This window comes from Rhodopirellula maiorica SM1, assembly GCF_000346295.1.
In the GTDB taxonomy this organism is placed as follows: domain Bacteria; phylum Planctomycetota; class Planctomycetia; order Pirellulales; family Pirellulaceae; genus Novipirellula; species Novipirellula maiorica.
This window is the reverse complement of record NZ_ANOG01001066.1, coordinates 1-22881: the sequence shown is the minus strand read 5'-3', so window position 1 is coordinate 22881 and position 22881 is coordinate 1. Positions and strand designations below refer to the sequence as shown.

General features: G+C 51.2%; 18 protein-coding genes. All 18 read left to right on the top strand.

The features are described 5' to 3' along the window. Positions 1-2103 precede the first annotated feature (2103 nt). The 18 genes from RMSM_RS37915 (at position 2104) to RMSM_RS41600 (ending at position 22777) form a co-directional block, all read left to right on the top strand. Positions 2104-4878 (top strand): glycosyltransferase, encoded by a 2775-nt coding sequence (locus tag RMSM_RS37915; protein WP_008708777.1) that lies wholly within the window; start codon positions 2104-2106, stop codon positions 4876-4878. 270 nt (positions 4879-5148) lie between these two features. Continuing rightward, complete coding sequence (locus RMSM_RS34680; RefSeq protein ID WP_040771097.1) at positions 5149-6156, top strand: GDP-mannose 4,6-dehydratase; 1008 nt, start codon at positions 5149-5151, stop codon at positions 6154-6156. Positions 6157-6229: 73 nt separating this feature from the next. Continuing rightward, a complete protein-coding gene (gene gmd, locus RMSM_RS34675) occupies positions 6230-7348 on the top strand; it encodes a GDP-mannose 4,6-dehydratase (protein ID WP_008708774.1) in 1119 nt (372 codons plus the stop codon). A 230-nt stretch (positions 7349-7578) separates the two neighbouring features. Next, a complete protein-coding gene (locus RMSM_RS34670; RefSeq protein WP_144058177.1) occupies positions 7579-8592 on the top strand; it encodes a glycosyltransferase family protein in 1014 nt (337 codons plus the stop codon). Positions 8593-8600: 8 nt separating this feature from the next. Continuing rightward, positions 8601-9533 carry an ABC transporter permease gene (locus RMSM_RS34665; protein ID WP_008708769.1) on the top strand — a complete coding sequence of 311 codons (933 nt, stop codon included), beginning with the start codon at positions 8601-8603 and terminating at the stop codon, positions 9531-9533. Beyond that, positions 9523-10761, top strand: a complete 1239-nt coding sequence (locus RMSM_RS43260) for an ABC transporter ATP-binding protein (protein WP_008708767.1) — start codon at positions 9523-9525, stop codon at positions 10759-10761. The genes RMSM_RS34665 and RMSM_RS43260 overlap by 11 nt, the downstream gene beginning before the upstream one ends. Continuing rightward, a complete protein-coding gene (locus RMSM_RS34655; protein ID WP_040771095.1) occupies positions 10754-11380 on the top strand; it encodes a class I SAM-dependent methyltransferase in 627 nt (208 codons plus the stop codon). Before RMSM_RS43260 ends, RMSM_RS34655 begins: the two co-directional genes overlap by 8 nt. A gap of 108 nt (positions 11381-11488) precedes the next feature. After that, positions 11489-12442, top strand: a complete 954-nt coding sequence (locus RMSM_RS34650; RefSeq protein ID WP_008708763.1) for a glycosyltransferase family 2 protein — start codon at positions 11489-11491, stop codon at positions 12440-12442. Between the two features lie 351 nt (positions 12443-12793). Beyond that, complete coding sequence (locus RMSM_RS34645) at positions 12794-13684, top strand: glycosyltransferase family 2 protein (RefSeq protein ID WP_008708761.1); 891 nt, start codon at positions 12794-12796, stop codon at positions 13682-13684. Between the two features lie 419 nt (positions 13685-14103). Next, complete coding sequence (locus tag RMSM_RS34640) at positions 14104-14802, top strand: acyltransferase (protein ID WP_236622425.1); 699 nt, start codon at positions 14104-14106, stop codon at positions 14800-14802. Positions 14803-14995: 193 nt separating this feature from the next. Further along, positions 14996-15568, top strand: coding sequence for a class I SAM-dependent methyltransferase (locus tag RMSM_RS39175; protein ID WP_081614455.1), 573 nt, complete (start codon positions 14996-14998; stop codon positions 15566-15568). Between the two features lie 320 nt (positions 15569-15888). Then, positions 15889-17013 carry a glycosyltransferase family 4 protein gene (locus RMSM_RS34630; protein WP_081614454.1) on the top strand — a complete coding sequence of 375 codons (1125 nt, stop codon included), beginning with the start codon at positions 15889-15891 and terminating at the stop codon, positions 17011-17013. A gap of 256 nt (positions 17014-17269) precedes the next feature. Continuing rightward, entirely contained in the window at positions 17270-18583 is a 1314-nt protein-coding gene (locus RMSM_RS34625) for a glycosyltransferase family 4 protein (RefSeq protein WP_008708753.1), read from the top strand. A 1-nt stretch (position 18584) separates the two neighbouring features. After that, positions 18585-19595, top strand: coding sequence for a glycosyltransferase family 2 protein (locus RMSM_RS43935; RefSeq protein WP_008708751.1), 1011 nt, complete (start codon positions 18585-18587; stop codon positions 19593-19595). Then, entirely contained in the window at positions 19531-20628 is a 1098-nt protein-coding gene (locus tag RMSM_RS34615) for a glycosyltransferase (protein ID WP_236622423.1), read from the top strand. The genes RMSM_RS43935 and RMSM_RS34615 overlap by 65 nt, the downstream gene beginning before the upstream one ends. Before the next feature lie 135 nt (positions 20629-20763). Further along, entirely contained in the window at positions 20764-21582 is an 819-nt protein-coding gene (locus RMSM_RS34610) for a class I SAM-dependent methyltransferase (protein ID WP_144058176.1), read from the top strand. Continuing rightward, a complete protein-coding gene (locus RMSM_RS34605) occupies positions 21579-22385 on the top strand; it encodes an acyltransferase family protein (RefSeq protein WP_008708743.1) in 807 nt (268 codons plus the stop codon). Before RMSM_RS34610 ends, RMSM_RS34605 begins: the two co-directional genes overlap by 4 nt. Further along, positions 22379-22777, top strand: coding sequence for an acyltransferase family protein (locus tag RMSM_RS41600; protein WP_008708741.1), 399 nt, complete (start codon positions 22379-22381; stop codon positions 22775-22777). Before RMSM_RS34605 ends, RMSM_RS41600 begins: the two co-directional genes overlap by 7 nt. Positions 22778-22881: the final 104 nt, after the last annotated feature.

The following is a 22881-nucleotide window of genomic DNA, read 5'->3' as shown; positions in this document are numbered from 1 at the left end:
TTGTGTCGCTGTAGGGTGATTCGCGGTATCAGCAAGATTCCCGCGATCCCGATTCCCCAACATGCCCAGTAGCGAGTCCATGCCATAACGCCGGCGTAGTCATAAGCCACCAAGTGGGGAATCAAGGCAATTCCCACGCATGCAACCAAGCTGGCGGGTGACGAGAGTCGTGACCACCATCCGTTTTTCGATTGATTGCGAGTTTTTGTTATGGTTTTCTCATTAATCAGAGTCGGTTCCTATCAAATGAACACGCGATGCTGGCAGACCATCGCTTTCTGCGTATTGCCAATTCTACGTGAATCGCAGCGTTCTTTAGCGGTGAATGTTGACTTCGCCTGGTTGACTTCGCCTAGCAGGTGTTCAAAAGAATACCCTAGAGGCGGAATCCAGGTCGAGCCCCCGGGGCCTCGGATCGCCGTGTCGGCGACGTGTGTCGACCGTTCCCAGTTAGACGTCCGAAATCCAGTGTTTGCGTTTGCCTAGTCGTTCTTTGCTGCAAGCGATGCGGCCCTGGCAGGTAGCCGGACATTTCACTGCGCCAGAGCGTAGGCAGAAGCTCGGCAATGAAGCAGCTAGGCAGGGGTGATTGGCTGAAAACGCAGATTAACTGTAGCGAAAGTCGCAGAGACTTTCGGCCGCGCGAGTCAAGCCGAAACTCTCTGCGAGTTTCGCTACGAATAAATACTTCACAGTGTTGCCCCAAACGGCTAACGGGATCTCGCCCAATGTTTTCTGCCTACCTGCTTTGCTCCGGTGGAACGTTGGGTCCGCGACGAGTGTCACAGCGGTCGACATGCTGAAAAACTCCTGCCTGGTAATGGTTCGGATGCCTGGATTGTTGGCTTTGCGAAGCCGACTTCGTATGGCAGAAAAAACATCGCAACTGTAAGTAACGGTCCGCACAAAGCCTTAGCAGTCAAAGGTTTTCCGCTTCTCCTGCCCTCAAACAACGCCCCTATGGTTGACCGCACTACATTGGTTCTGCAGAAGGGGGGGCGTGCGGTCGTCGGTCGCTCGCTGGCAGGGGAATAATCCTTATAGACGGTGTCACTGCCAGCGTTTGTGTAACTGCTGCATGGTCCGGAGCCCGGGCGTGTTGTTGCGGATGAAGAATTGATGAAGTAATCGAGCCAGTTGCTTCATCGGAGATGGTCCGCGAAGGGAGCAACGACTTGTTAATTTAGTGCAAATTCAAATCGCAACGGTAAGCCGTGGGCCGTAAGGCACTGGGTAGCGAGTAGGACCCGGCCGCTGACGCGTCACGGCTCAATAGATCAACAAGTCGTCAACGGTTTTTGCCTGCAAATTCAGGACCCCACGCTAAGGGGCTGGTGTTCACCCGCTCGCTAAATGTCGTCCTCGCTGGAATACGACAAGTGGACTATCTCGCGATACAGTCAGTTGTGTCGATGGTCAAGAGGCACGCAATGGAAAACAAACGTTAGGGGAGGTTGGTTCCCATTAAATGGGGACTCGGGGAGGGCATGTGCTTTTGAGTAATTAACTGCTTAGAAACGCGTGACAACTCAATTTCTCGCGTTAATATACCCCTCGGACAATTCACCGCCGCGATCATGTGTTTCGTATTTCGTGTGGTGATGACGCCATCATCACCGCTCATGCCTCCCATGAATCCAGTAGATAGTAGGTGCTGACTTATCTCATTAAGGATTCTTTTAGGTAAAACCTTCTGGGGGGCGTTCGCTAAGGCCTGTAGGGCTCGACGGATGTGTTCTCTATGATGCGGCGAGAGTGAGCGTTGGTTCCTCTTTAGTAGCGAGCAAGCGGAGCTTGTTCTTAGCGTATTCGACGGATCGAGCCCTCGGTTTTTTGATCACTCTGTTTTTGATCACGCCATGGGTGGCATGTGTCACCCAGCGAGACGAAGTCCGCGCTGAGTTAAGCGGGTGTTTAGGATTGACTGTGCAGCGATGGTATGTTGCTGCGTAAGCGGGGCGTCGCAGTGGATTGTATCGCTGTGAAGTGGTTGCGCCGTTCGCTGGTTGCTCGCGTTCGCAGTAGCAGTCGTTTGCTTTGTTGTCACCCCTTCGTGGGGTTTGCTTGTGTGGGATGGGGCTGTGAGTAAGGAGATTGGCTGACATGATGACCTATTTGCCTTTGATAATCGCTGCGATCGTTTCGGTCGTTCTGGTGCCTGTTGTCATATCGATCGCGCGTCGGTTTGCGATGATGGATGTGCCGGACGCTCGCAAGGTGCATAGTGCTCCGACGCCGCGGATTGGTGGGATTGCCATCTTTGCAGGAGGGGCCATTGCGATCGCTTTGACGCTGCTCTATCGCTACTTGGTGAATGACCCCGTGTCTCCGGCGACGTTTCGGTCGTTGTGTGCGATCGGTGGCGGCGCCTTCTTTGTCTTTCTGGTTGGCTTGGTCGACGACGTTCGAACTGTTTCCTCTCGTTACAAATTGGTGGCGTTGATTGGTGCGGCAACCACGGTCTGTGGTAGCGGGGTCGTGTTGAGCGGATTTGTGTTCGGCGGCCAGGTGATGGTCGATTTTCACTGGGCGGAGTGGTTGGTTACGGTTGTCTGGCTGATCGGTGTCTCCGTCGCGATTGGTTTTATTGACGGGCTCGATGGGTTGGCCGGCAGTTTGACCCTGCTGTCCGCGATTGTGGTCAGTGTTGTGTTGGTTAGTGCGGGGGCGTTGGGGGCGGCGATATTGCCGCTGGCGCTGTGCGGAGCCTTGATTGGGTTTCTGATTTACAATTGGCATCCCGCAAAAACGTTCATGGGTGACTGTGGCAGTATGACGATCGGCTTTTTGCTGGCGTCATCGATTGTCTTGGCTAATGCCGAGGCCGGGACGATGCGAGGCTTTGTGCTGCCGTCGCTAGCGATCAGCGTGCCTTTGCTTGAGGCGGGGCTGACGATGTTCCGGCGACGCTACTTGCAGCGTCGGTCAATGTTTGCTGCCGAACGTGGGCACATTCATCATCGTTTGCTCGATCGCGGTTTCACGCATCCGCAAGCGGTTGTCACACTGATGCTGGTCTCGGCGTTGGCCGTGGGGATTGGCTTGATTTCGCTGTCGTTCAACGGTTGGGCTAGCCTGGGCGGTTTGGCGTTGCTGGTGCCGTTGTTGTGGGGGACGTTCCAATTGGCCGGTTCGGTGCGAACCGACGAGATGTTGCATGCCCTGCGATCCAAGCGTGAATTGGACCGCACGAAGACACGCTATCGTTCGACATTCGAAGATATGCAGCTCGAGTTTGATCGAGTGAAAAACTTTAGCGGATGGTGGGACGCCGTTTGTCAAAGTGCCGAGCGGCTGGATTTCGTTCGGTTGCATCTGAAGATGCCAGCGTCCGAGGGGCGAGATCGGGATATGGTATGGGAAACCGACAGCGGCTTGCTGGCGTTGTGCGAACGGATGCATGCTTCGATCCCCGTGGTCGTCACGTTGGGGGATGGTCCTACCGCATCCGTTGCGGTTGAGATTGCCGCTCGAGATTCGATGGAATCGGCCGGCGAGCGACTTGCCTTGTTTGCTCGGCTGATGACCGAATACAGTATCGCGCATCAGCGTCAACAAGAGCGTTTGGCTCGGTCGCGTATGGCTTCGGCCGGAGTGTCGCGACGCGAGTATGCGGACGATCCAGTTTGTCGCGAAGCAAGCGGTGGTCCGTTTGGCGGACTGCGGGTCGCGTTGGTGCACGATTTCCTCTACACCTCCGGTGGTGCTGAGCGAGTGGTCGAGCAATTGATCAATGTCTTTCCGCAATGTGATCTGTTTGCTCTGTTCGACTTCTTGCCCGAATCAAAGCGAGGCTTTCTGCGTGACAAGCCAGTGACCACATCGCTGATCCAGCGGTTGCCGTTTGCCAGTACAAAGCATCGAGCCTATCTGCCGCTGATGCCGATCGCGATCGAGCAATTGGATGTGTCGCGGTACGACTTGGTTATTTCGAGTTCTTACGTCGCGGCGAAAGGTGTGATCACGGGGCCCGATCAACTGCACGTTTGTTATTGCCATAGCCCCGTTCGTTACGCATGGGATCTGCAGCATCAATACATGCAAGAAGCCGGGCTCGGTTTTGGTCCCAAGGGGTTGTTGGCGCGGTGGATTTTGCATTACATCCGTAACTGGGATGTCCGTACATCGCTGGGCGTGGATCACTTTATTGCCAATAGTCAATTTGTGGCACGGCGGATCCGCAAGGTTTACCGCCGCGAATCTGATGTGATTCATCCTCCGGTCAATACCGATAAATTTGAAGTCAACGAGTCGCCGCGTGACGATTTCTATCTGGTCAACGGCCGAATGGTGCCTTACAAACGGACCGATTTGATTGTCAATGCGTTTCGCCAAATGCCGGATCGTAAATTGGTGGTCATTGGCGAAGGCCCTGGATTTGAAGAGGTTCGCCAGTTGGCGGGCCCCAACGTGACGCTATTAGGATATCAAGAAGACGAAGTGCTCGTCGATCATATGCAGCGTGCCAAGGCACTGATCTTTGCCGCCGAAGAGGATTTTGGAATTGTGCCCGTCGAAGCGTTAAGCTGTGGCACCCCTGTGATCGCCTTTGGTAAGGGCGGCGCGACCGAAACGGTGGTTGACGGGGAAAGTGGTGTGTTGTTCCACGAGCAAACGGAAGAGTCGCTTGTGGATGCGGTCGATCGATTCGAAACCCTTAGTGATGCCGGGCATTTCGATGCCGACGAACTGCATCGCCGAAGTCTCGAGTTTTCCGAAGAGCGATTTACAACCGAGATCACCAGTGCGGTTCAGCAATGGGTTGATGAAAAGTGGAGCGGCGGCGGGCATGCCGCGGCTGCCAAAATCGCGGCCCCAGTCGAAGGCAAAGAATTGGGTTCCGGCGAACTCCCTGAAGCCGAGCTGGCCCCAAAGTAGTTCATCCGTCCCCATAGTCGTTGATCGCTCCGCGATCAAAACGTCCCGCCCATTGTCGTTGATCGCTCCGCGATCAAAACGTTCCTCCTGTCCTCCGTTTAACCGTTAGCCGACAGGCGTACGCATAGAGGATGCGAGATAGACGTACGCAAGCACATCCAAGTACACCTACGACTGATTAAATCAACGGTCCGTTAACAACCTCCGCTACAGCGGCCCACGCTCACGTTCAATCGTTCGTTTCATCACGGCACCGTCACAGGTAATCTCATTTCTCGCTCTGCCCTCATTACTGGTATCACCGGCCAAGACGGTTCCTATCTCAGCGAGCTGTTGCTTGCCAAGGGGTACACCGTACACGGCTTGGTGCGACGCAACAGTTCGACCCAGCGGACGCGTTTGGATCCATTGTTTTTTGGCAAACCAGAATACAAGGACCGCTTGTTCCTGCATTACGCCGATCTTGACGATGTCACGACCATTCGCCGTGTCTTGACCAAGGCCGAGCCGGATGAGCTGTATCATCTCGCAGGCCAGAGCCATGTCGGGGCCAGCTTTGAGATCCCCGAATCGACGTGTCAATTCACCGCGATGGGAACATTGCGGTTGTTAGAGATTGTTCGCGATTTAGCCAAACAGCCGCGTTTTCTGCATATCAGCAGCAGTGAGATTTTTGGTCGGCCCGATGCTCAGCCGCAAAATGAGCAAACACCGATGCGTCCCGTTTCGCCGTACGGCGTTGCCAAGGCGTTTGCCACCAACATGACTCGGCTGTACCGAGAATCGTTCGGCACATTTGCCTGCAATGCGATTTGCTACAACCACGAATCGCCTCGTCGCGGTGAATCGTTTGTGACTCGCAAAATCACCCGCGCAGCCGCCGCGATCTCGTTGGGTCAACAAGACAAACTGAAGATGGGCAGCCTCGATGCTCGCCGTGACTGGGGTTACGCTCCCGAATATGTCGACGCCATGTGGCGAATGTTGCAGCATGACACTCCCGATGATTACGTGCTGGCGACCGGCACGGCACACAGTGTCCAAGATTTTTTATCGGCGGCGTTCGCAGCGGTCGGCTTGAACTGGAAAAACCACTACGAAGTCGACCCCCGCTTCATGCGACCGGCGGAAGCATCACGGTTAGTGGGTGATCCAGGTCATGCCCAGCGACAACTCGGCTGGAAAGCCGAAACCGACTTGGCCGGATTGGTCACCAAGATGGTTAATCACGACGTCGAGCAATTGCAACTAAAACCGCTCCAAACCATAAGCCAGTAACTCACCGCAACGCGTCCGCCTGCGGACCCGTTTTTCTGCCAACTGCCAACTTTCTACTGCCCACTCTTTTCTAATGCCAACCGCTTTAATCACTGGTATCACCGGCCAAGACGGCTCGTATCTTGCCGAGTTGTTGCTCGAAAAGGGCTACGAGGTGCACGGCATCAAGCGACGAGCGTCGTCGTTTAACACCGAACGCGTCGACCACATTTATCAATCGCCACATGCCGAAAACGCTCGTTTTCGCTTGCACTACGGCGACCTTACCGACACCTCGAATCTGACGCGAATCGTCAACGAAGTCCAGCCCGACGAAGTTTACAATCTTGGCGCTCAATCGCATGTCGCGGTCTCGTTCGAGTCGCCTGAATATACCGCCGACGTCGATGGTCTCGGTACCCTGCGATTGCTCGAGGCGATCCGGTTCCTAGGGATGGAGAAAAAGACGCGGTTCTATCAAGCGTCTACCTCCGAGTTGTTTGGGTTGGTTCAAGAGGTCCCCCAGCGAGAAACCACCCCATTCTATCCTCGATCGCCCTATGCGGCGGCGAAAATGTACGCCTACTGGATCACGGTCAATTACCGCGAATCCTACGGGTTGTATGCCTGTAACGGGATCTTGTTCAACCACGAATCACCGCGTCGCGGCGAAACCTTTGTCACGCGCAAGATCACCCGCGGCATCGCCAATATTGCTCAAGGTTTAGAGAAATGTTTGTACCTCGGTAACATGGACGCGCTCCGCGATTGGGGACACGCCAAGGACTATGTGCGAATGCAGTGGATGATGCTGCAGCAAGAAACCGCTGAGGATTATGTGATTGCGACCGGTCGACAAATCAGTGTCCGTGAATTTGTGAGAATGTCGGCGATCGAAGCGGGGATCGAATTGGAATTCAGCGGCAAGGGTGTCGATGAAGTGGCCACCGTATCGCAGGTCATCGATTCAGAAAAATCACCGCAAGTGTCGGTGGGCGATGTGATTGTGCGAGTCGATCCTCGTTATTTCCGGCCTGCGGAAGTTGAGACATTGTTGGGCGACCCCGCCAAGGCGAAAGAAAAGCTAGGTTGGCAGTGCGAGATCACCGTCGAAGAAATGTGTGCCGAAATGGTTGCCAGCGATTTGGAAAACGCCCGCAAGCACGCGCTATTAAAACACCATGGGCATCAAGTCAACGTTTCCGTCGAATAGTGATCACCCGGGTAATTGAATGACAACACAGTCAATCAAAATTCAATCGGTTGCTCCGTTTGCTTGCGTCCGGCTTGAATGTCGCGAGGTAGACAATCGATTCTAAAAGTATGTCGATCACTCTCAATTCGTCTATCGTTTCACCGCAACATGAGTGCGACGTACAGAGGCCGATTTCGCACGAGACGTTACGTGGCTTCTACGAATTTGAAGCTGTTGGTTCCGTTTCGTTGAACGTCGAGTCGATCGACGCCAATGTAATGCCGTTGCCGAAGTGGATGCGGTTCGTGTTCCCAGGCAAAGCGTTTAGCTTTCTGTCGCATCAAATCCGACACTTGCAAATGGTGGCGTCTGCAAATCGTCGGCCTGCTTCAGAATATGTACTGTTTCTTGATGCGACCTGTTGGTCTGTCATCGCCCTGTTGTTGTCACCGTTGTCGCGTCGCAGCAAGTTGCTTTACTTGTCGATGTTTCACCAACAGCTTGCCTGTACAAGTTCGTTTCGAAGGTTTTCGCTTAAGCTGTTACGGCAGCTTGTTGCATGGAGTGGTGCTCAGGTTGTGCTGCTGGAATGCGACGACGATTGTGTTGAGCCATCGCTTCGCTTTGATGCAAATCAAAAAGTGGTGTTGCCGATGCCACGGAGTACAACTTTTGTAGCAAAGCCACCGCAAAGCAGTCGGTCGACAAAGAAAACGCTGCGAGTAGGTTTGGGGGGAACGATTCGGCCGCAGAAAGGGACGCTCGATTCCGGATTTCTGTCCGCTGTCATATCGGGCGCGAAGCAATCGGATACGCCGATTGAATTGGTTGCAGGATTTCCCAATCGTCAAGGATTTCGAGAGGATTTGCCGGGTGAAATTGAGTTCGTCGATACTGAGGATTACGACGATTACGTACGATTCATACAGTCACTCGATGTGCTCGTCGTGAACCTGCGAAGAGATCATTATTGGTATCGATCCAGCGGAGTGGTGCACGACGCGCTTAGTGCCGGCGTTTTCGTGATTGTCAACGACTATCCCGTTGCCAGCTCGCAAGTCAGCACCCCAGTGGAAGTCGGCGGCGTCTACTCTGAATTCGAGGAAGTGACAACGATGTTGCGATCACTGCCGGAGCAGATCGGTGATGGGTTTAAGAACAGGAACATGAGGTGGAACGACAGCAGGTCCCCCAAGACAATCGAGAAAATGCTTGTCAACGCGATCTGTCACCGATCTGATCGGGCAAGGTCCAATTCCTAACAAATTGAATGCCAGAATCAACCGTGCAAAGTGATAGCGCCATTGCAACCGAAATAGTCTCGGACGTAGAAAATGCAGCCAGCAAACAGCCGATTGCCCACGCGGAACCAAAACCGCATTTGGTGATCGAACCGGTCAAAGGATTCCGATCGCTACGGCTGGGGGAAATTTGGGAGTTCCGCGACCTGCTGTTCACGCTAGGGATGCGGGACGTCAAGCTTGTTTACAAGCAGACGCTGCTTGGCGTTGCCTGGGTCGTGATGCAACCGCTGATCGGTGCAGGTATCTTCACCTTTGTCTTTGGAATGTTGGCGGACATGCCAGCTGGCGAGTTGCCCTATTTTGCTTTCAGCTTTGCCGGCATGGTGGGCTGGACGTTGTTCAGTGCGACGCTGAACGGAGCCAGCATGGTGATGGTGACCAATTCGCACCTAGTTTCCAAAATCTATTTCCCCAGGTTGATCTTGCCGCTATCGAGTGCATTTCAACCCATAGTCAACTTCGGGGTTAGCCTATTGCTAATGCTCGCAATTTTGCTGATGTACCAAATCAATCCTGGACTGTCGATCCTTTTGTTGCCGGTATCGATGGCTTTGTTGTTAATGTTGGCGTTGGGGATCGGTTTTTGGTGCAGCAGTATCATGGTTCGCTATCGTGACCTGCGGTTTGTGATCCCAGTTGCAGTGCAGTTTCTGTTGTATGCCAGTCCAGTGGGATACAGTTTGGCGGCAATCAATGAAAAGGTGCCGGTCCAATACCAAACGGCGTATATGCTCAATCCGCTGGCAAGCCTGACGGAATTCTTCCGCTGGACGTTATTAGGTCAAGGGACAATATCGCCGCTTTGGTTGGGCTATAGTGTTCTTATTGCATTGATCACATTCATGGCTGGTGCGTTTGCTTTCCGGCGTAGCGAGAGAGGGTTCGCTGATGTCATCTAATCTAGCCATTCGAATTCATGAACTTTCAAAGTCATACCGAATCCAGCATGCGAACGGACAACGCGCAACAAACTTGAGTGAGGCGCTTAGGAAAAAATTGCGGCAGCCTTTCGCTAGTTCTGATTTCGAGGAGTTTAGTGCTCTTCAAGACATTAACCTGGAAATAGGCAAAGGTGAGGTGGTTGGTGTCATTGGTCGTAATGGGGCGGGAAAGTCGACGCTCTTAAAAATACTTAGCCGGATTACGGAACCAACTTCGGGTAAGATCGAGTTGTTTGGTCGTGTCGGCTCGCTTTTAGAAGTTGGCACCGGCTTTCATCCAGAACTGACCGGACGTGAAAACATCTTCCTCAACGGCGCGATTCTCGGAATGCGCCGACCCGAGATTAATCGACAGTTTGATGCAATTGTCGATTTTGCCGGAGTTGAAAAATTTCTTGATACCCCTGTCAAACGCTACAGCAGCGGGATGTATGTGCGACTCGCATTTGCGGTTGCAGCGCATCTCAATCCAGAGATTCTGATCGTCGACGAAGTGTTGGCAGTTGGCGATGCTGGGTTTCAGAAAAAATGTTTGGGAAAGATGCAAGATGTTGCAAAAAGTGGCAGGACGGTGCTTCTAGTTAGCCACAACATGCACTCGTTACTTGACTTATGTGATAAAGGAATTTGTTTACATCGCGGGCAACTGATAAGCCAAGGCTCGATGGCCCAAGTTGCCAAATTGTATGCTCAGAAAGGTGCGGACGATGTCAGCGAAACGTGGGCAAAGCAAAAGGATGATCGAGTTTCTCAGCCGGGGTTCAAATCTATTCGTGTATTGCTAAAAGGGACGCAACCTTGCTTAAAACTTCATCTTGAATTTTCCATTGATGCAACAGGCTTGCCTGGAAACGCGTGGGTCGCATTTGAAGTTCATTCGCTCGATGGGGGAACTCTGATGCAGGCAATACCGTCGCTAAAGGGGTTTGTCTCGCCTAATGCGGGAGTGACTGAACAGGTTGTTGAAGTCGACTTACCGCCGCTGATTCCTGGGAATTACTTGGTGACCGCTTGGTTGGGAACACATTTTAACGTCACGATTGATCAAGTTCGCGAGGCTGTATCGTTCGAGGTTCTCGAGGGGCCCCAGTCTGGACGTACTTTCGGTTATTCGCAAGCAAGGGGGTTTCTTGTTCCTAGTTCGCGGCTCATTTCGCCAAAAAAATATGAGGTTCAATATGATTAATCGAATTGCCAAGAATATCGCTTGGCGTGCTGGAAAGTGGTCGAAACGCTCTGCTTCGGAATACCTGTTTCGAAGCGTGGGAATGTCGCCAAGTCTGAAAGTTACGAGCTACACCACACAGAGTGAACTGCTAGCTCTTTATTCGTTAGCAAAGGAATTGTCTGATCGGCCAGTTGCCGTAGAAATTGGAGCGCACTTGGGGGCATCCGCGCGATATTTGGCTGCGGGTCTGAAGCCAATTGGTGGTCATCTTTACTGCATTGACACCTGGATGAACGATGCAATGCCAGACGAGGCGATTGACGTTTTTTCCCAATTTGAAGAAAATACATTTGAAGTAAAGGATCTTGTTACGCCCGTTCGTGGTTACTCAACAGCCCTGCTTGACGATTGGCCATATGGCCTGCTCGATTTTGCGTTTGTAGATGGAGATCATTCTTATGAGGCCGTTCGCGATGATATCGCCGTACTTCTACCACACATGAAATCAATCGCGACAATCGCTTTTCATGATTTTTTCTCACATCCTGGAGTGGCCAAAGCAGTTGGTGAACTGTTAGCGAATGGCGATTGGCGAGCTGGTGGTTCATGCGAAAATTTACTATGGGTGAAACGCTAGGAAGCAGTTTCTTTTTTTGCTTGGTATCCGAGAATTTATCTCCGTTTCAATGCAAGGTACTCTGTCGTATCTTGTCGCTTGCATGACAATTGATTGATCAAAAATTGAATGACAAAATCTTCGGCACCGATTGAATTAAAATCGAACGGCTTAGCCAGTATTGCGATTATAATTTGCACGCGCAATCGAGCTGACAGTCTTAGGGCCACACTTAAGTCGATCTCTGCATGTCGCATTCCCAACAACTTTTCCGTAGAATTGATCGTTGTGGACAACGGCTCATCCGACCACACTCTCAAAGTGGTTGAGCAGGCGAAGGATAATTTCTCTAATGTGACCTTGCGTTGTTTAATCGAGCCCAAACCGGGCCAAGCAAGGGCTCGCAATCTTGCGATTCAGAATACCGACGCGGATCTATTGCTTTGGACCGACGACGATGTTCTTGTTCCTGTGGATTGGGTCGAGCAAATGTGCAAACCATTGCTATCGGGTTGCGCTGATGCAGTCATGGGAGGTGTTCGTTTGGCCGAGTCGCTTAAACGCGATTGGCTTACTCCACTGATGTCTTCTTGGCTCGCAACAACTGACTGCTACAAGTCCGAACGACCAACTTTAGTGGGGGCCAATATGATTTTCAGCTCTAAGATACTGGAAAAGGTTTCTGGGTTTTGCGAGGATTTAGGGCCAGGAGCACTGGGGTTTCGAGACGACACTGAGTTTGCTGGACGCGTTAATCTTTACGGATTCCGAATCGTTGACGGTAGGTGTTGTGAAGTCGAGCATTGGCCGGGAGAGAAAAGGCTAACTCGGCAGAGTCTGCTTAAGTCTGCCGACAGTCATGGAAGGTCGATAGCTTACGATGCGGACTGGATTGCAATGCGCCATCGGATTCTAGCACTTCCTATGTTCTGCTTGCTGTATGCTCGCAGCTGGTGGGAAAGCCTCAAGGCATCATGTAAATATGCCCCTGTGAGCGATAAAGAACTCCTAATGAGAAAAAACGCATCTATGTGGCGCGAGATTCACCGTAAAAATTGGACACAAATATCCCATACCCCCTGAATACCTTTTTTTGAAAGGCTTGCGGTTTCAATTAAAGCTGATTCCCCGATCAGGTTTTGTGAGCACCTTGCTGCAGCTAATCTCATCAATCAGCTCAGCGGTGAGCGAGACTAGGAGGTAAGGCTAGGTTTTAGCTCTGGCGGTTTCTCCTCGGCCGAGTTTTTGACCATTGCATCAGGGACGGTTGATCCTGGACTCGCAACAGAGAACCCTTAGCAGGGATTTGGAAGTGTTGAGACAATGCATTTCTTGGAGCTTGCTCAGCATGCAGCTACTAAACCTGTATTTCGGATGAATTCTCGCGACAACAGAGCCGGACGAATCAACAGCTAAACCTGAGATTACAGACACATGAACCAGACTGCCTTTTCCATTGTCATCCCTACATACGAACGCAACGAAGCTCTTGCGGCCTGCCTTGAGAGGCTAAAACCAGGGGGACAGAAGATTGCCTTCAACCGTTATGAAGTAATCGTGACAGATGACGGACAACACCAAAATGCCGAGCAGATGGTTGCTAACCGTTTTCCCTGGGTCCGTTGGATTAAAGGCCCCTGTCGCGGGCCGGCTGCCAATCGCAACAACGGCGCTAAAGCAGCTTCGGGCGAATGGCTTGTTTTCACCGACGACGACTGCCTCCCTGAATCAGGATGGTTGAAAGCGTTTCATCATGTTTCTTGTGAAAACACACCCTTGCTAGAAGGGCGAACCATATGCAAAGAGGGGTTGCCTAGCATTTTATACGAATCGCCAATTAACGAGACAGGGGGGCGGCTTTGGTCATGCAACTTTGCTATCCAGCGTAGCCTATTCTTTAAAATTGGAGGATTTGACGAACGTTTCCCCTATGCATTTAGCGAAGATGACGAATTCAGCTCGCGACTCAAGCAACATGGGATCCGTAGCCAGTTCGTCAAGGACGCCGTAGTGGATCACCCGCCCCGCCGCCGCCCTTTTGGCAAAGCATGGCAGAAGCGTTGGCAGAGTCAAATTCTAAAAGAAAAAATCATGGGGAAGGTTGTTTGCGGAGATCGATTGATGCCGTTGCGAGTGGCCTACAATCGGCTTAAGGAATCCTGCTCGGCGGAATCGATTTCCATTTGGGCCTGTCTCATCCATTCTGCCGCGATTGAATCGTACTTTGTTGCTCGAAACTACCGTCAATGGATGCGGTGGGCTGATGCCGAAAAAGCGAAAGGTTGGGAACTCGATGATGTTGCTGCTGTGCCATCAAAGAGCTAAGACCGCGTTGTACGTTTAAAGTTCAGCCCATTGTTTGCATTGGCAACACAAACGCCGTGCTTAGTTGAAAGATCGGAGCATAGCCACGCCTCCCTGACAACAGCGGTGTTAATAGTTTACCGTTGCCCCAAAGGCAGTTTCTGCGGGAGACGCACGCTTTAACTCAACCCAGAGCTTAGCATCCAAGACAGGGGCACCAAGCGGAGATCAATACTTATAACATGCGTGGAAACTGAAAATTTCAGGAAATGTGGCCACTTGCGTTGTGATATGGACACATGGACGCAATCACGCGGCTTGTACGCAGTTTTTTGTGGCAGTGACGACTTTCTATAGCGCTGGGACCGCGGCAATTCTTTCGTGCACATCCTGACAAAATTCTTTCATCCACATCGTGACAAGTATAGGGATAGAAACAAATGGGGTCGGCCATTGAGAAACCAAGATGCAATGAGCAAACTCGGAAGCAAAGATATGTTGGCTATTTAAAACCGAAACACGCCAGGGATGGCTTCGATCTATTGATCTTTCACCTTCGATCATGGATATGGCTATTTACGAGAACAGCATCTACTTTTCGTTGGAAAGTAATGGGGATGCAAGTTGGACGCAACGCTCGGATCGGCAGGATCAGATGCAACTGGCCGTCTCAGATAGCTATCGGCGCCAATTGCAAAATCCAAGATGATGTAATCTTTGAATACCACACAGGGCTTCCAGAACCCAATCCAAACATTGTGATAGGTAAACATTGTTTTATTGGACGTGGCTGTGATTTCAACATCAACACCTCATTCCTTATCGGCGACCACAGCCTAATCTCAGCGGGATGTCGATTTGTTGACCATGATCACCAAATCATGCCAAAAGAACTGATTCGCATCCAGCCAGGAATTGATATTCCAATCAAAGTTGGTAGTGACGTTTGGATGGGGTGCGGTGTGATTGTCCTGAAGGGGGTCTCAATCGGCGATCACTGTGTCGTCGGTGCGGGAGCAGTGGTGACTCGTTCAATTCCCGATGGAGAGATATGGGCTGGCGTTCCAGCACGACGCATTGGAGATCGGTACTCCATCCGTGGTAACGAAGTTAATCTTTCAGCAAGTTCGAGGGACTGAGCGAACATGACTTCAACAGGATCAGCGATCCCAATTAGTGACATGCAGCATGGTAATGATCGAACTCTAAGTGCTTCTTAACGCCTATAAAAACGGCGCGAGCTTGCGATCGAGTTCAATGGCAAATAATCCTTTAATCTGTTCGTAACAAATATTGAACACACTTTCCCTAGCCATTTACAGAAGATTTTGTATGCGTCCATCACTACACTTTGGGCTGTGGTACCTAGGACTTGCGGCCCCTACAACCCAGACAACACCTGCAGAGTCGAATTGCCTGAGAAAGTTCGCAGAAGGACGAAGGCAAATTGTCGAAATTGGCGTATTCCAAGGCGTAAACACACGCAACATCAGAGAAATTATGGCTGAAGACGGGTGTATTTATGCGGTAGACCCATTTCCTACTGGGAACCTTGGGGTTTCGCTAAACCAGTATATGGCAAAGAACCACGTTTCGAGCGTTTCTCGTGGAAAAGTTGTTTGGGTAAAGGACATCAGTCCAAATGCGGCGTCTCCCAAATGGGTTCCGCCAGAGAAAGAATTCGACTTTATTTTTGTAGATGGCGACCACAGCTACGAAGCCGTGCGCATTGACTTCGACACTTGGGTTCCACGTCTTGCTCAAAAAGCAATCATGGCATTTCATGATAGTTATGGTCGAAACAATGCGGGCAGCGAGCGATTTGTTAATGAGGTCGTTACAAATGACAACCGATTTCGACTTGTCGAGCGAATTGATTCACTGAGCGTCTTCGAGTTCAGTTGAACCGATACTGACTAACGTGCTCGCCGTACTGACAGGCGATGCTAAATCTTAATCACGACGTATCTCGATAATCAATTCGCGTGAATAATGTATGTTGTTATTCGCGGGGTGCATTTTGCTGTTCATCACATGCGACAATTGCTCTTCGTCGATGAATGTTTTTATTGAAACGAAGGTGCCAGTCGGCGTCCGTAATGACTTGAGTACGTCGCGGCAGTGATGACCAGCCTATGGACCCAATTGAGGGGAGAAGAACACGTCATTTGGCATAAGTGTACATACCTGTTCAATAATATCAGCTTTGTAACCAACAGTTCGCTATGAGAATCCTGCTGACCATCCATCATAAACTATCGACTGACAGCGGGGCTCCGGGGTCGGTTATGCGATTGGCAGAACAATATCGAACGTTCGGACATGAAGTGGAGATTGCAAGCTTTCATGATGTACCGAATTTCTTGCCGGGTATGAGCAAGCATGCATACTTCCCCTTCCACGTTGCGAATCGACTCGGTCGTCATAGCGATTTTGACATCGTCGACGCGGCCAGCGGAGACGCATGGCTCTGGGGCAGCATTCGCCCAAAAAACAAACTGCCTGCCTACGTCTTTCGTAGTCATGGCTTAGAACATGCAGTTCACATCGAGACGCTTAAGGAACGTGATGCTGGAAATATTCAACTGAGCTGGAAATATCCCATTTACTGGGGCGGCTTAAACTTGCGCGCCGTTGCGACGTCCGCAAGAAAAGCCGACCATTGCATATTTTTGAATGAACAAGAGAAACAGTATGCGGTAGAACATCTTGGGGTTCCGGCTGAGAAGTGCTCAATTTCATCGAATGGACTCACCGACGAATTTTTGAAGGCCGCCACTCAGATTCCTATATGTGACGATGAATTCCCTCACATTGCTTTCGTGGGAAGTTTCATAGAGAGAAAAGGAACCAAGTACCTGATATCGGCAATGAATCAACTTCTAAAGAAGCATCCCGAATTACGACTTGGTTTAATCGGAACAGGTAAACACGAATCTGATGTCCTTTCCGCGTTCCAGGTCGACGTACAGGATCAGATTCGTGTTGTTCCGAAGTTTCAGCAAGCCGAATTGAATCAACTCCTGGGTAAATATCAAATCATATTGATTCCATCGATTGCCGAGGGATTTGGCAAGGCAATGCTCGAAGGGATGGCCTGCGGCCTCGCTCCGATTGGAACCGATGGAACTGGATTGGCTTCATTTATTCGACATGGCGAAAATGGATTGCTGATTCCAACTCGCGATACCGACGCAATCGTCAAAGCTGCGGAAAATCTAATCAACGACATGGAAATGCGAATGCGTTTTCGCGAATCAAGCCGGGAATCGGCAAAGCTGTATAGCTGGACGAAAGTTGCCACGCAACGACTCGCAGTTTACGAGCGTTTGCTGGCGGCACGCGACTAGAGCGTTCATCACAGGGCAATGACATAGGTCTACTACGTGGTGTGTATTCTTAACGTGTCGTTGCCACGTACGCTACAAGTAAGCGTCAACTCAAATTTGCCCATGAAGTCGGGCAGAAAATATTTCCGTTGATATAAGTGTTTTAAAATACCTCACTCATTCTGGTAGGCTGCTTGCCATTGCTATTTTCCTCGTACTTCTGTTCCTTGCGAGCTTTGGTATTAAACGCCATTTGAGTTAGTGAATTCAATACAAAATGGACCGACAGTTGTCGAGAAAAAATCTTAAAATAGCCTGGATAGGCTCACCTTCCTCTGGTGGGGGGGTCGGCGGGTTTTGCCGTCAACTTGTATCAGGACTTGTCGCGTCCGGCGAAGAGGTGACGTTGTTTGCGCAACAGCCGGAAGCGGATCTGTTGAAAACTATAGGCTGCGAACAAGGTGACATCGAGGTTGTTTCAAGGATCGTTTCTTGGGAGTGGAGGCGTTGGTACAGCAGCAACGACACTATGAGCTTCGTTTCGTCATTTTGGAAACGGCGTCGTGCATACCGGGAGCTGATCAACGATCTCGTCACGCATCATTCGCAAAGTCCGTTCGACGTGATTGTTCAGTTTTCGCAAATTGAACTATTTAATATGAAAAGGCATTTGAAATCACTTCCCCCCCTGGTTCTTTTTCCCTGCGTGCACGCAGCGGGGGAGCTGCGCTGGCATCGAAGTGAATCAAAGTACGCATTGCAATCGGAAAAGCGCTTACGTCACTATCTGATACGTGCGAATTTGATGCACCGCGCCCGATTGCAAAAGTCTTGCTGTCAAGCTGTTCATGGGATAATTGGAATGAGTGACCGATTCAATCAGTTGGTCGCCCAAGACTATGGTGTCAATTCCATAAACCAAGCCGTGGTCTTTCAACCATTTGATGAGCCTGATCATTCGACCATGCAAATGCAAGTTGGTATTCAGAGCCAAAAAATCAAATTGTTATTTGTAGGACGTGTTTCTGTCCGCAAGGGCATTGAAATGCTAGTGGAACTTTCGCATCGACTCGATGATCTTCATCATCAGCTTGAGATCGAGGTTATTGGGAGTGGATCTCTGTGGTCAGACTATACCAAGCACTTGAAAGAGCTTAATCCCCGAGTGGCACACTTTTCAGGCTCACTCCAAAACACGGAAGTCAAATCACGCATGAGCCAAGCTCATGCTTTGCTGGTTCCTAGTCACTACGAGCCTGGCGGGATCGTTGTCGCCGAAGCACTCAGTCATGGCTGCGCCGTAATCGTCAGTGACGAGGTCGGTTCGGCGGAACCGTTGTCTGGGCCTGCTTGCCACAAGTTTCCAGCTGGCGATTTGAGTGCCTTTGAAAACGAGGTGCGAAAGTTCGTGAAGGACGCAATTGAAGACCCGTCATCGATACGCCATAATGCAAGTGAACTTGCCAAATCATGTTTTTCACCTGAGGCAACAATCGATCGATTGCGAATGGCCTTGCGGCAAGCTGCTGAACAGAAACCGATCTCTACCGCTTCTGAACGAACTACTAAACTTGTCTCGAAAGTCAGTTAGCGTGGGACCGTCTAACATTTCGGTCATTCTACCGACATACCAACGGCCAGGCTTGCTTCGGCTCTGCTTGGCTTCTCTATTGCAGCAGACTTTACCTGCCTGTCAGATCATAGTGGGCCGACGCGAGAATGACTTTGATTCGGCGGCCGTTATTGCCGAATTTGCACAGCAAAGTGATGGCTTGGTTCGGGATGCAATCGTTGGACCTAACGATAACCTTGTTTGCTCGATGAACGCGGCGCTCGCGATGACTACAGGGCAACTGGTTGCGTTGACTGACGATGACGCCGAATTTCCACCTGATTGGTTGCAACGTATGGTTGTTGTCTTTGACGACGAGTCTATCGGTGGGTTTGGCGGTAGAGATATACAGGCAACGAATCCCGGCGAAGCGGAAACTGTTGGCAAGCTTCAGTGGTTTGGGCGAATTGTTGGAAATCACCATTTGGCGATTGGCCCCGTTCGAGATGTTGATGTGCTTAAAGGCGTAAATTGTTGTTTCCGTGGTGACGTACTACGTGAGATTAAATTCGATCGTCGATTGCGAGGTCTAGGCAACGTTTCGAACTGGGAGCTGGCAGTATGTTTTGCTTTTGCCCGTCGAGGCTATCGGCTCGTATTTGATCCGTCATTGGAAGTCGTTCACCACACGGGCCCGCGTCAGGACGGAGATAGCAATAACCGAGGCGGATTTAATGGCGCTGCACACAGCGATTCAGTATTTAACGAAACGTTACTGGTAAGGGAGCACTTGCCCTTGCTTGGTCGGATCGGATTTGCCGCTTGGTGCCTTTTGATTGGAACCGGTAGTACGCCTGGTTTACTTCAGTTTCCTCGGCTGATCGCAAAGGAAAAAGGGGGCGAAAAGCATTGCAGCGAATGTGGTTCACGTTCAAAGGTCGTGCGCCAGCGTTTTTCGGTTCAACCGTGTCGCAGCGTGAATTTCAATGATGAAGCTTCTCATTATTTCACCAACGGCCGGGCTTTTTGGCGGAACCGAGCGAGTCCTTGAGATACTGATTTCGCAGATCGGTCCTGATTCCGGAATGCGGTTGGTCTTTTTGACCGATGGTCCGCTTGTCAACATGGCGCGTGGTCGGGAGATTCCCTGTGATCTGATTGAACGAGGTCGTTTCAGCAATCCGGTTGATACCTTCCGTGTAGTCCGTGCTCTTCGTCGTGTGATCCGTGAGCATGACGCGGCCGTGGCATTCTCTTGGACTGATATGGCACAGTTATATGCCGCGCCAGCAAGCTGGGGGCAGTGCAAAAGCCTGTGGTGGCAGCGTGCCAATGTTGATGAGGGAATGATTGCGCGACTTTGCAAATGGTTTCCTTCATCCGGTGCAATCGCTAATTCGAAATTTACTCGAGATCAGTTGCGTGATCTCGGTTTCCAGGTTGCCGAGCAACCGCTCTACCCGCCCTTCGATGCGACCAAGTTCAAGGATGTCGGCGATCGAGACACATTGCGAAGACGGTTGGGGGTGCCCGAAAATCGTTACATCGTGGGCAGCGTCGGTCGAATGCAAGCGTGGAAGGGGTTTGACACGATCGTCGATGGGATCGCGAAAGTTCGGGAAAGCCGACCTGATGTATTTGGATTGATCGTGGGGGGAAGGCATGATCTTGAACCCGAATATGAATCCCAACTGCGCGAGCGAATTGCAACGCTCGGTCTTACCGAGCATATCATGCTTACCGGCAGTCAACGAAATGTTGCCGAGTGGATGAAAGCGATGGACGTGTTTGTTCACGCTGCCGAAAGAGAGCCGTTTGGGATCGTCGTGCCCGAAGCGATGGCTCTAGGGTTGCCTGTGATTGCATCGATTCCTGGAGGTCCATCGGAGGCGATCGAACCGGAAGTAAGTGGCCTGTTGGTGCACAGCAGCGAGGTAGCGGAGTTAACGAAAGCGATCTTTGCTCTTCAAACAAACCCAAGTGTTGCCGATCAGCTAGGTTGTCGAGCCAAGCAACGATCGTTGAAATTTAGTAGCAATGGCTTCTTTGACAGGCTAAAGGACGCTGTATCAAGCTGTGTCTAGCGTGCGAACTTGCTTACTGAAATTTAACAGGTTTATGACGAAGACGATGTATATGTTTTGGGAAAATAACGCTATCCGGCCATTGACTTGGTTCTTTACCCCCAGCTTATGTGAAGAACTAAATGGGGGAGTATCGTGAATATTTTGCGTGGATGCAAACGAACCTTTTTGAACGCAATTAGAAGCGTCTCTCCCTCTCTCGCGACTCGTATTGAGGCAGCGTCACAAAGAAGACATATCCGTCGATTTGAGCAATCGATCGGCCTCGATCTTTTAGTGGAAAGGTTTCTTGGCACCAATGGATGTGTTGTTCACGATGGTCCATTTAAAGGAATGCACTACATCACCAAAGCGAGTGGCAGTGCTTTGCTTCCAAAACTGCTTGGAACCTATGAGCGAGAACTCACTGCGGCAATTGAAGAAGCTATTTCACGATCACCAACGCAGATAATGGATGTGGGATGTGCAGAGGGGTACTACGCGGTGGGACTGGTACGTCGTTTGCCACAAGCGGTAGTTTTGGGATACGATATCGATTCACACGCTAAGGCATCATGCCTAGAACTTGCAGCGGCAAATAGTGTCGATTCACGAGTCGAAATTCTTGGATTCTGTGATCACTCCGAATTACGCAACCGAATCGGTCCAGGCACATTGCTTGTCTGTGATTGTGAGGGGTTCGAATGGCAGCTTCTTGATGTCGAGCAGGTTCCATCCTTGGCATTTGCCGATATGATTGTGGAGCTGCATGGCAAGACCGAGGAAGAGTGCAAGCAAGAAATGAATTCGCGATTGGGGGTAACGCACGACTTGCAGTTCATCACTGCAACACCTCGTTCAGTGGAAATGGTTACAGCGATTCAAGATTGGTCGGAAGATGACCAGATGCTCGCCCTGAATGAATTTCGGACGAATGGACAGTGTTGGGTTTGGGCGAAATCAAAATCTGCATGACACCCGGATCCTTTCGACTGTTCTTGGGCTTTGTGGTCGTCATCCATCACAGCTTTCCACTGCGAATGGGGGCATGGGCGGTGGGGATGTTCTTTGTGCTCTCGGGTTATTGGATCTCGCGGATGTGGCGAGGGAGCTACTCGCGGAAACCTTCCCCCTATCGCACGTTTCTAATCAGCCGCTGGTGGCGAATTGCGCCGTTGTTTGTCGTGATCCAACTGCTAGCGGCCGCCTTAGTCCTTTCTGGGGTAAGTGGCGATCACACTTCGGTAATCGAGGATTGGCGGTGGTGGTTGACCCAGCCTGCGGTGATTGGTTCCACTCAGTTTGGTCGTTTGTTGCCGCCATCTTGGTCGTTGGATGTGGAGATGCAGTTTTATCTCGTCGCACCCATCATGCTGATGGTCGCGACGAGATTCGTATTCAGTCGGAAGTTGGCAGTAGGCAGGGGGCAAGAGGAGTTGGCGGTTGGCAGTGGGCAGGAAGAGTTGGCAGTTGGCAGTTGGCGGAAGAAGGGCAGGGAGTTGGTAGCGAGAAGTTGGCAGTTGGTAGGGGGCAGTGGGCAGTGGGCAGTGGCAGAGAAGGGGCCTGAAACTCGGTTGGGTGGGAGAGGATTCTTTGCTGCGATAATGCTGATGGGTGGATTGATGGGGTGGGCGTTTGGCGACTCGAAAGTGGCGCTACTTTGGAAACACCTCGTTTGGATCTGTATCTTTGGCTGTTTGCCATCGGTGTGGCCAGTGAGATGGTTGATTGGAAGCCGACACGTCGCAGTGCGCTCGTTAGTGCCGCCGGATTGTTGACGATTGTTATTAGCGCCGCCGCATTTCCCGAAACTCGCGGTTTAGTTTGGTTGGCCGGTTCCGATCCCGCAGGCGAAACGCTCCAACACACTTCGCTGTTCTTTGTCCTGACCACGCTCATTGCGTTGCCATTTGCGATTCGCACCGTTCACCAGCCTTCCCCCAAATGGGACCGCTGGCTCGGTGATCTGTCCTATCCGCTCTACCTGTTCCACTGGATCCCTCGCGATTGGTACTATGCCAGCGTCGATTGGTCGCTCGGGGCCTTGCGAAATGGCGGTTTGCTGCTCGCCAATTTCGCGATGGCCTTCGCAGGTGCTGTGTTGTTATTGCAACTGGTTGATCGGCCCATCCAGAAGTTGCGGCAGGGGTGGGTGAAGAGTAGGCAGTAGGCAGTAGGCAGTAGGCAGTAGGCAGTAGGCAGTGGGCAGTGGGCAGTTGCGAAGAGACAGGGGGGAGGAAGTTGTGGCCGGTTTTGAAGATCTTGATGTTTGGC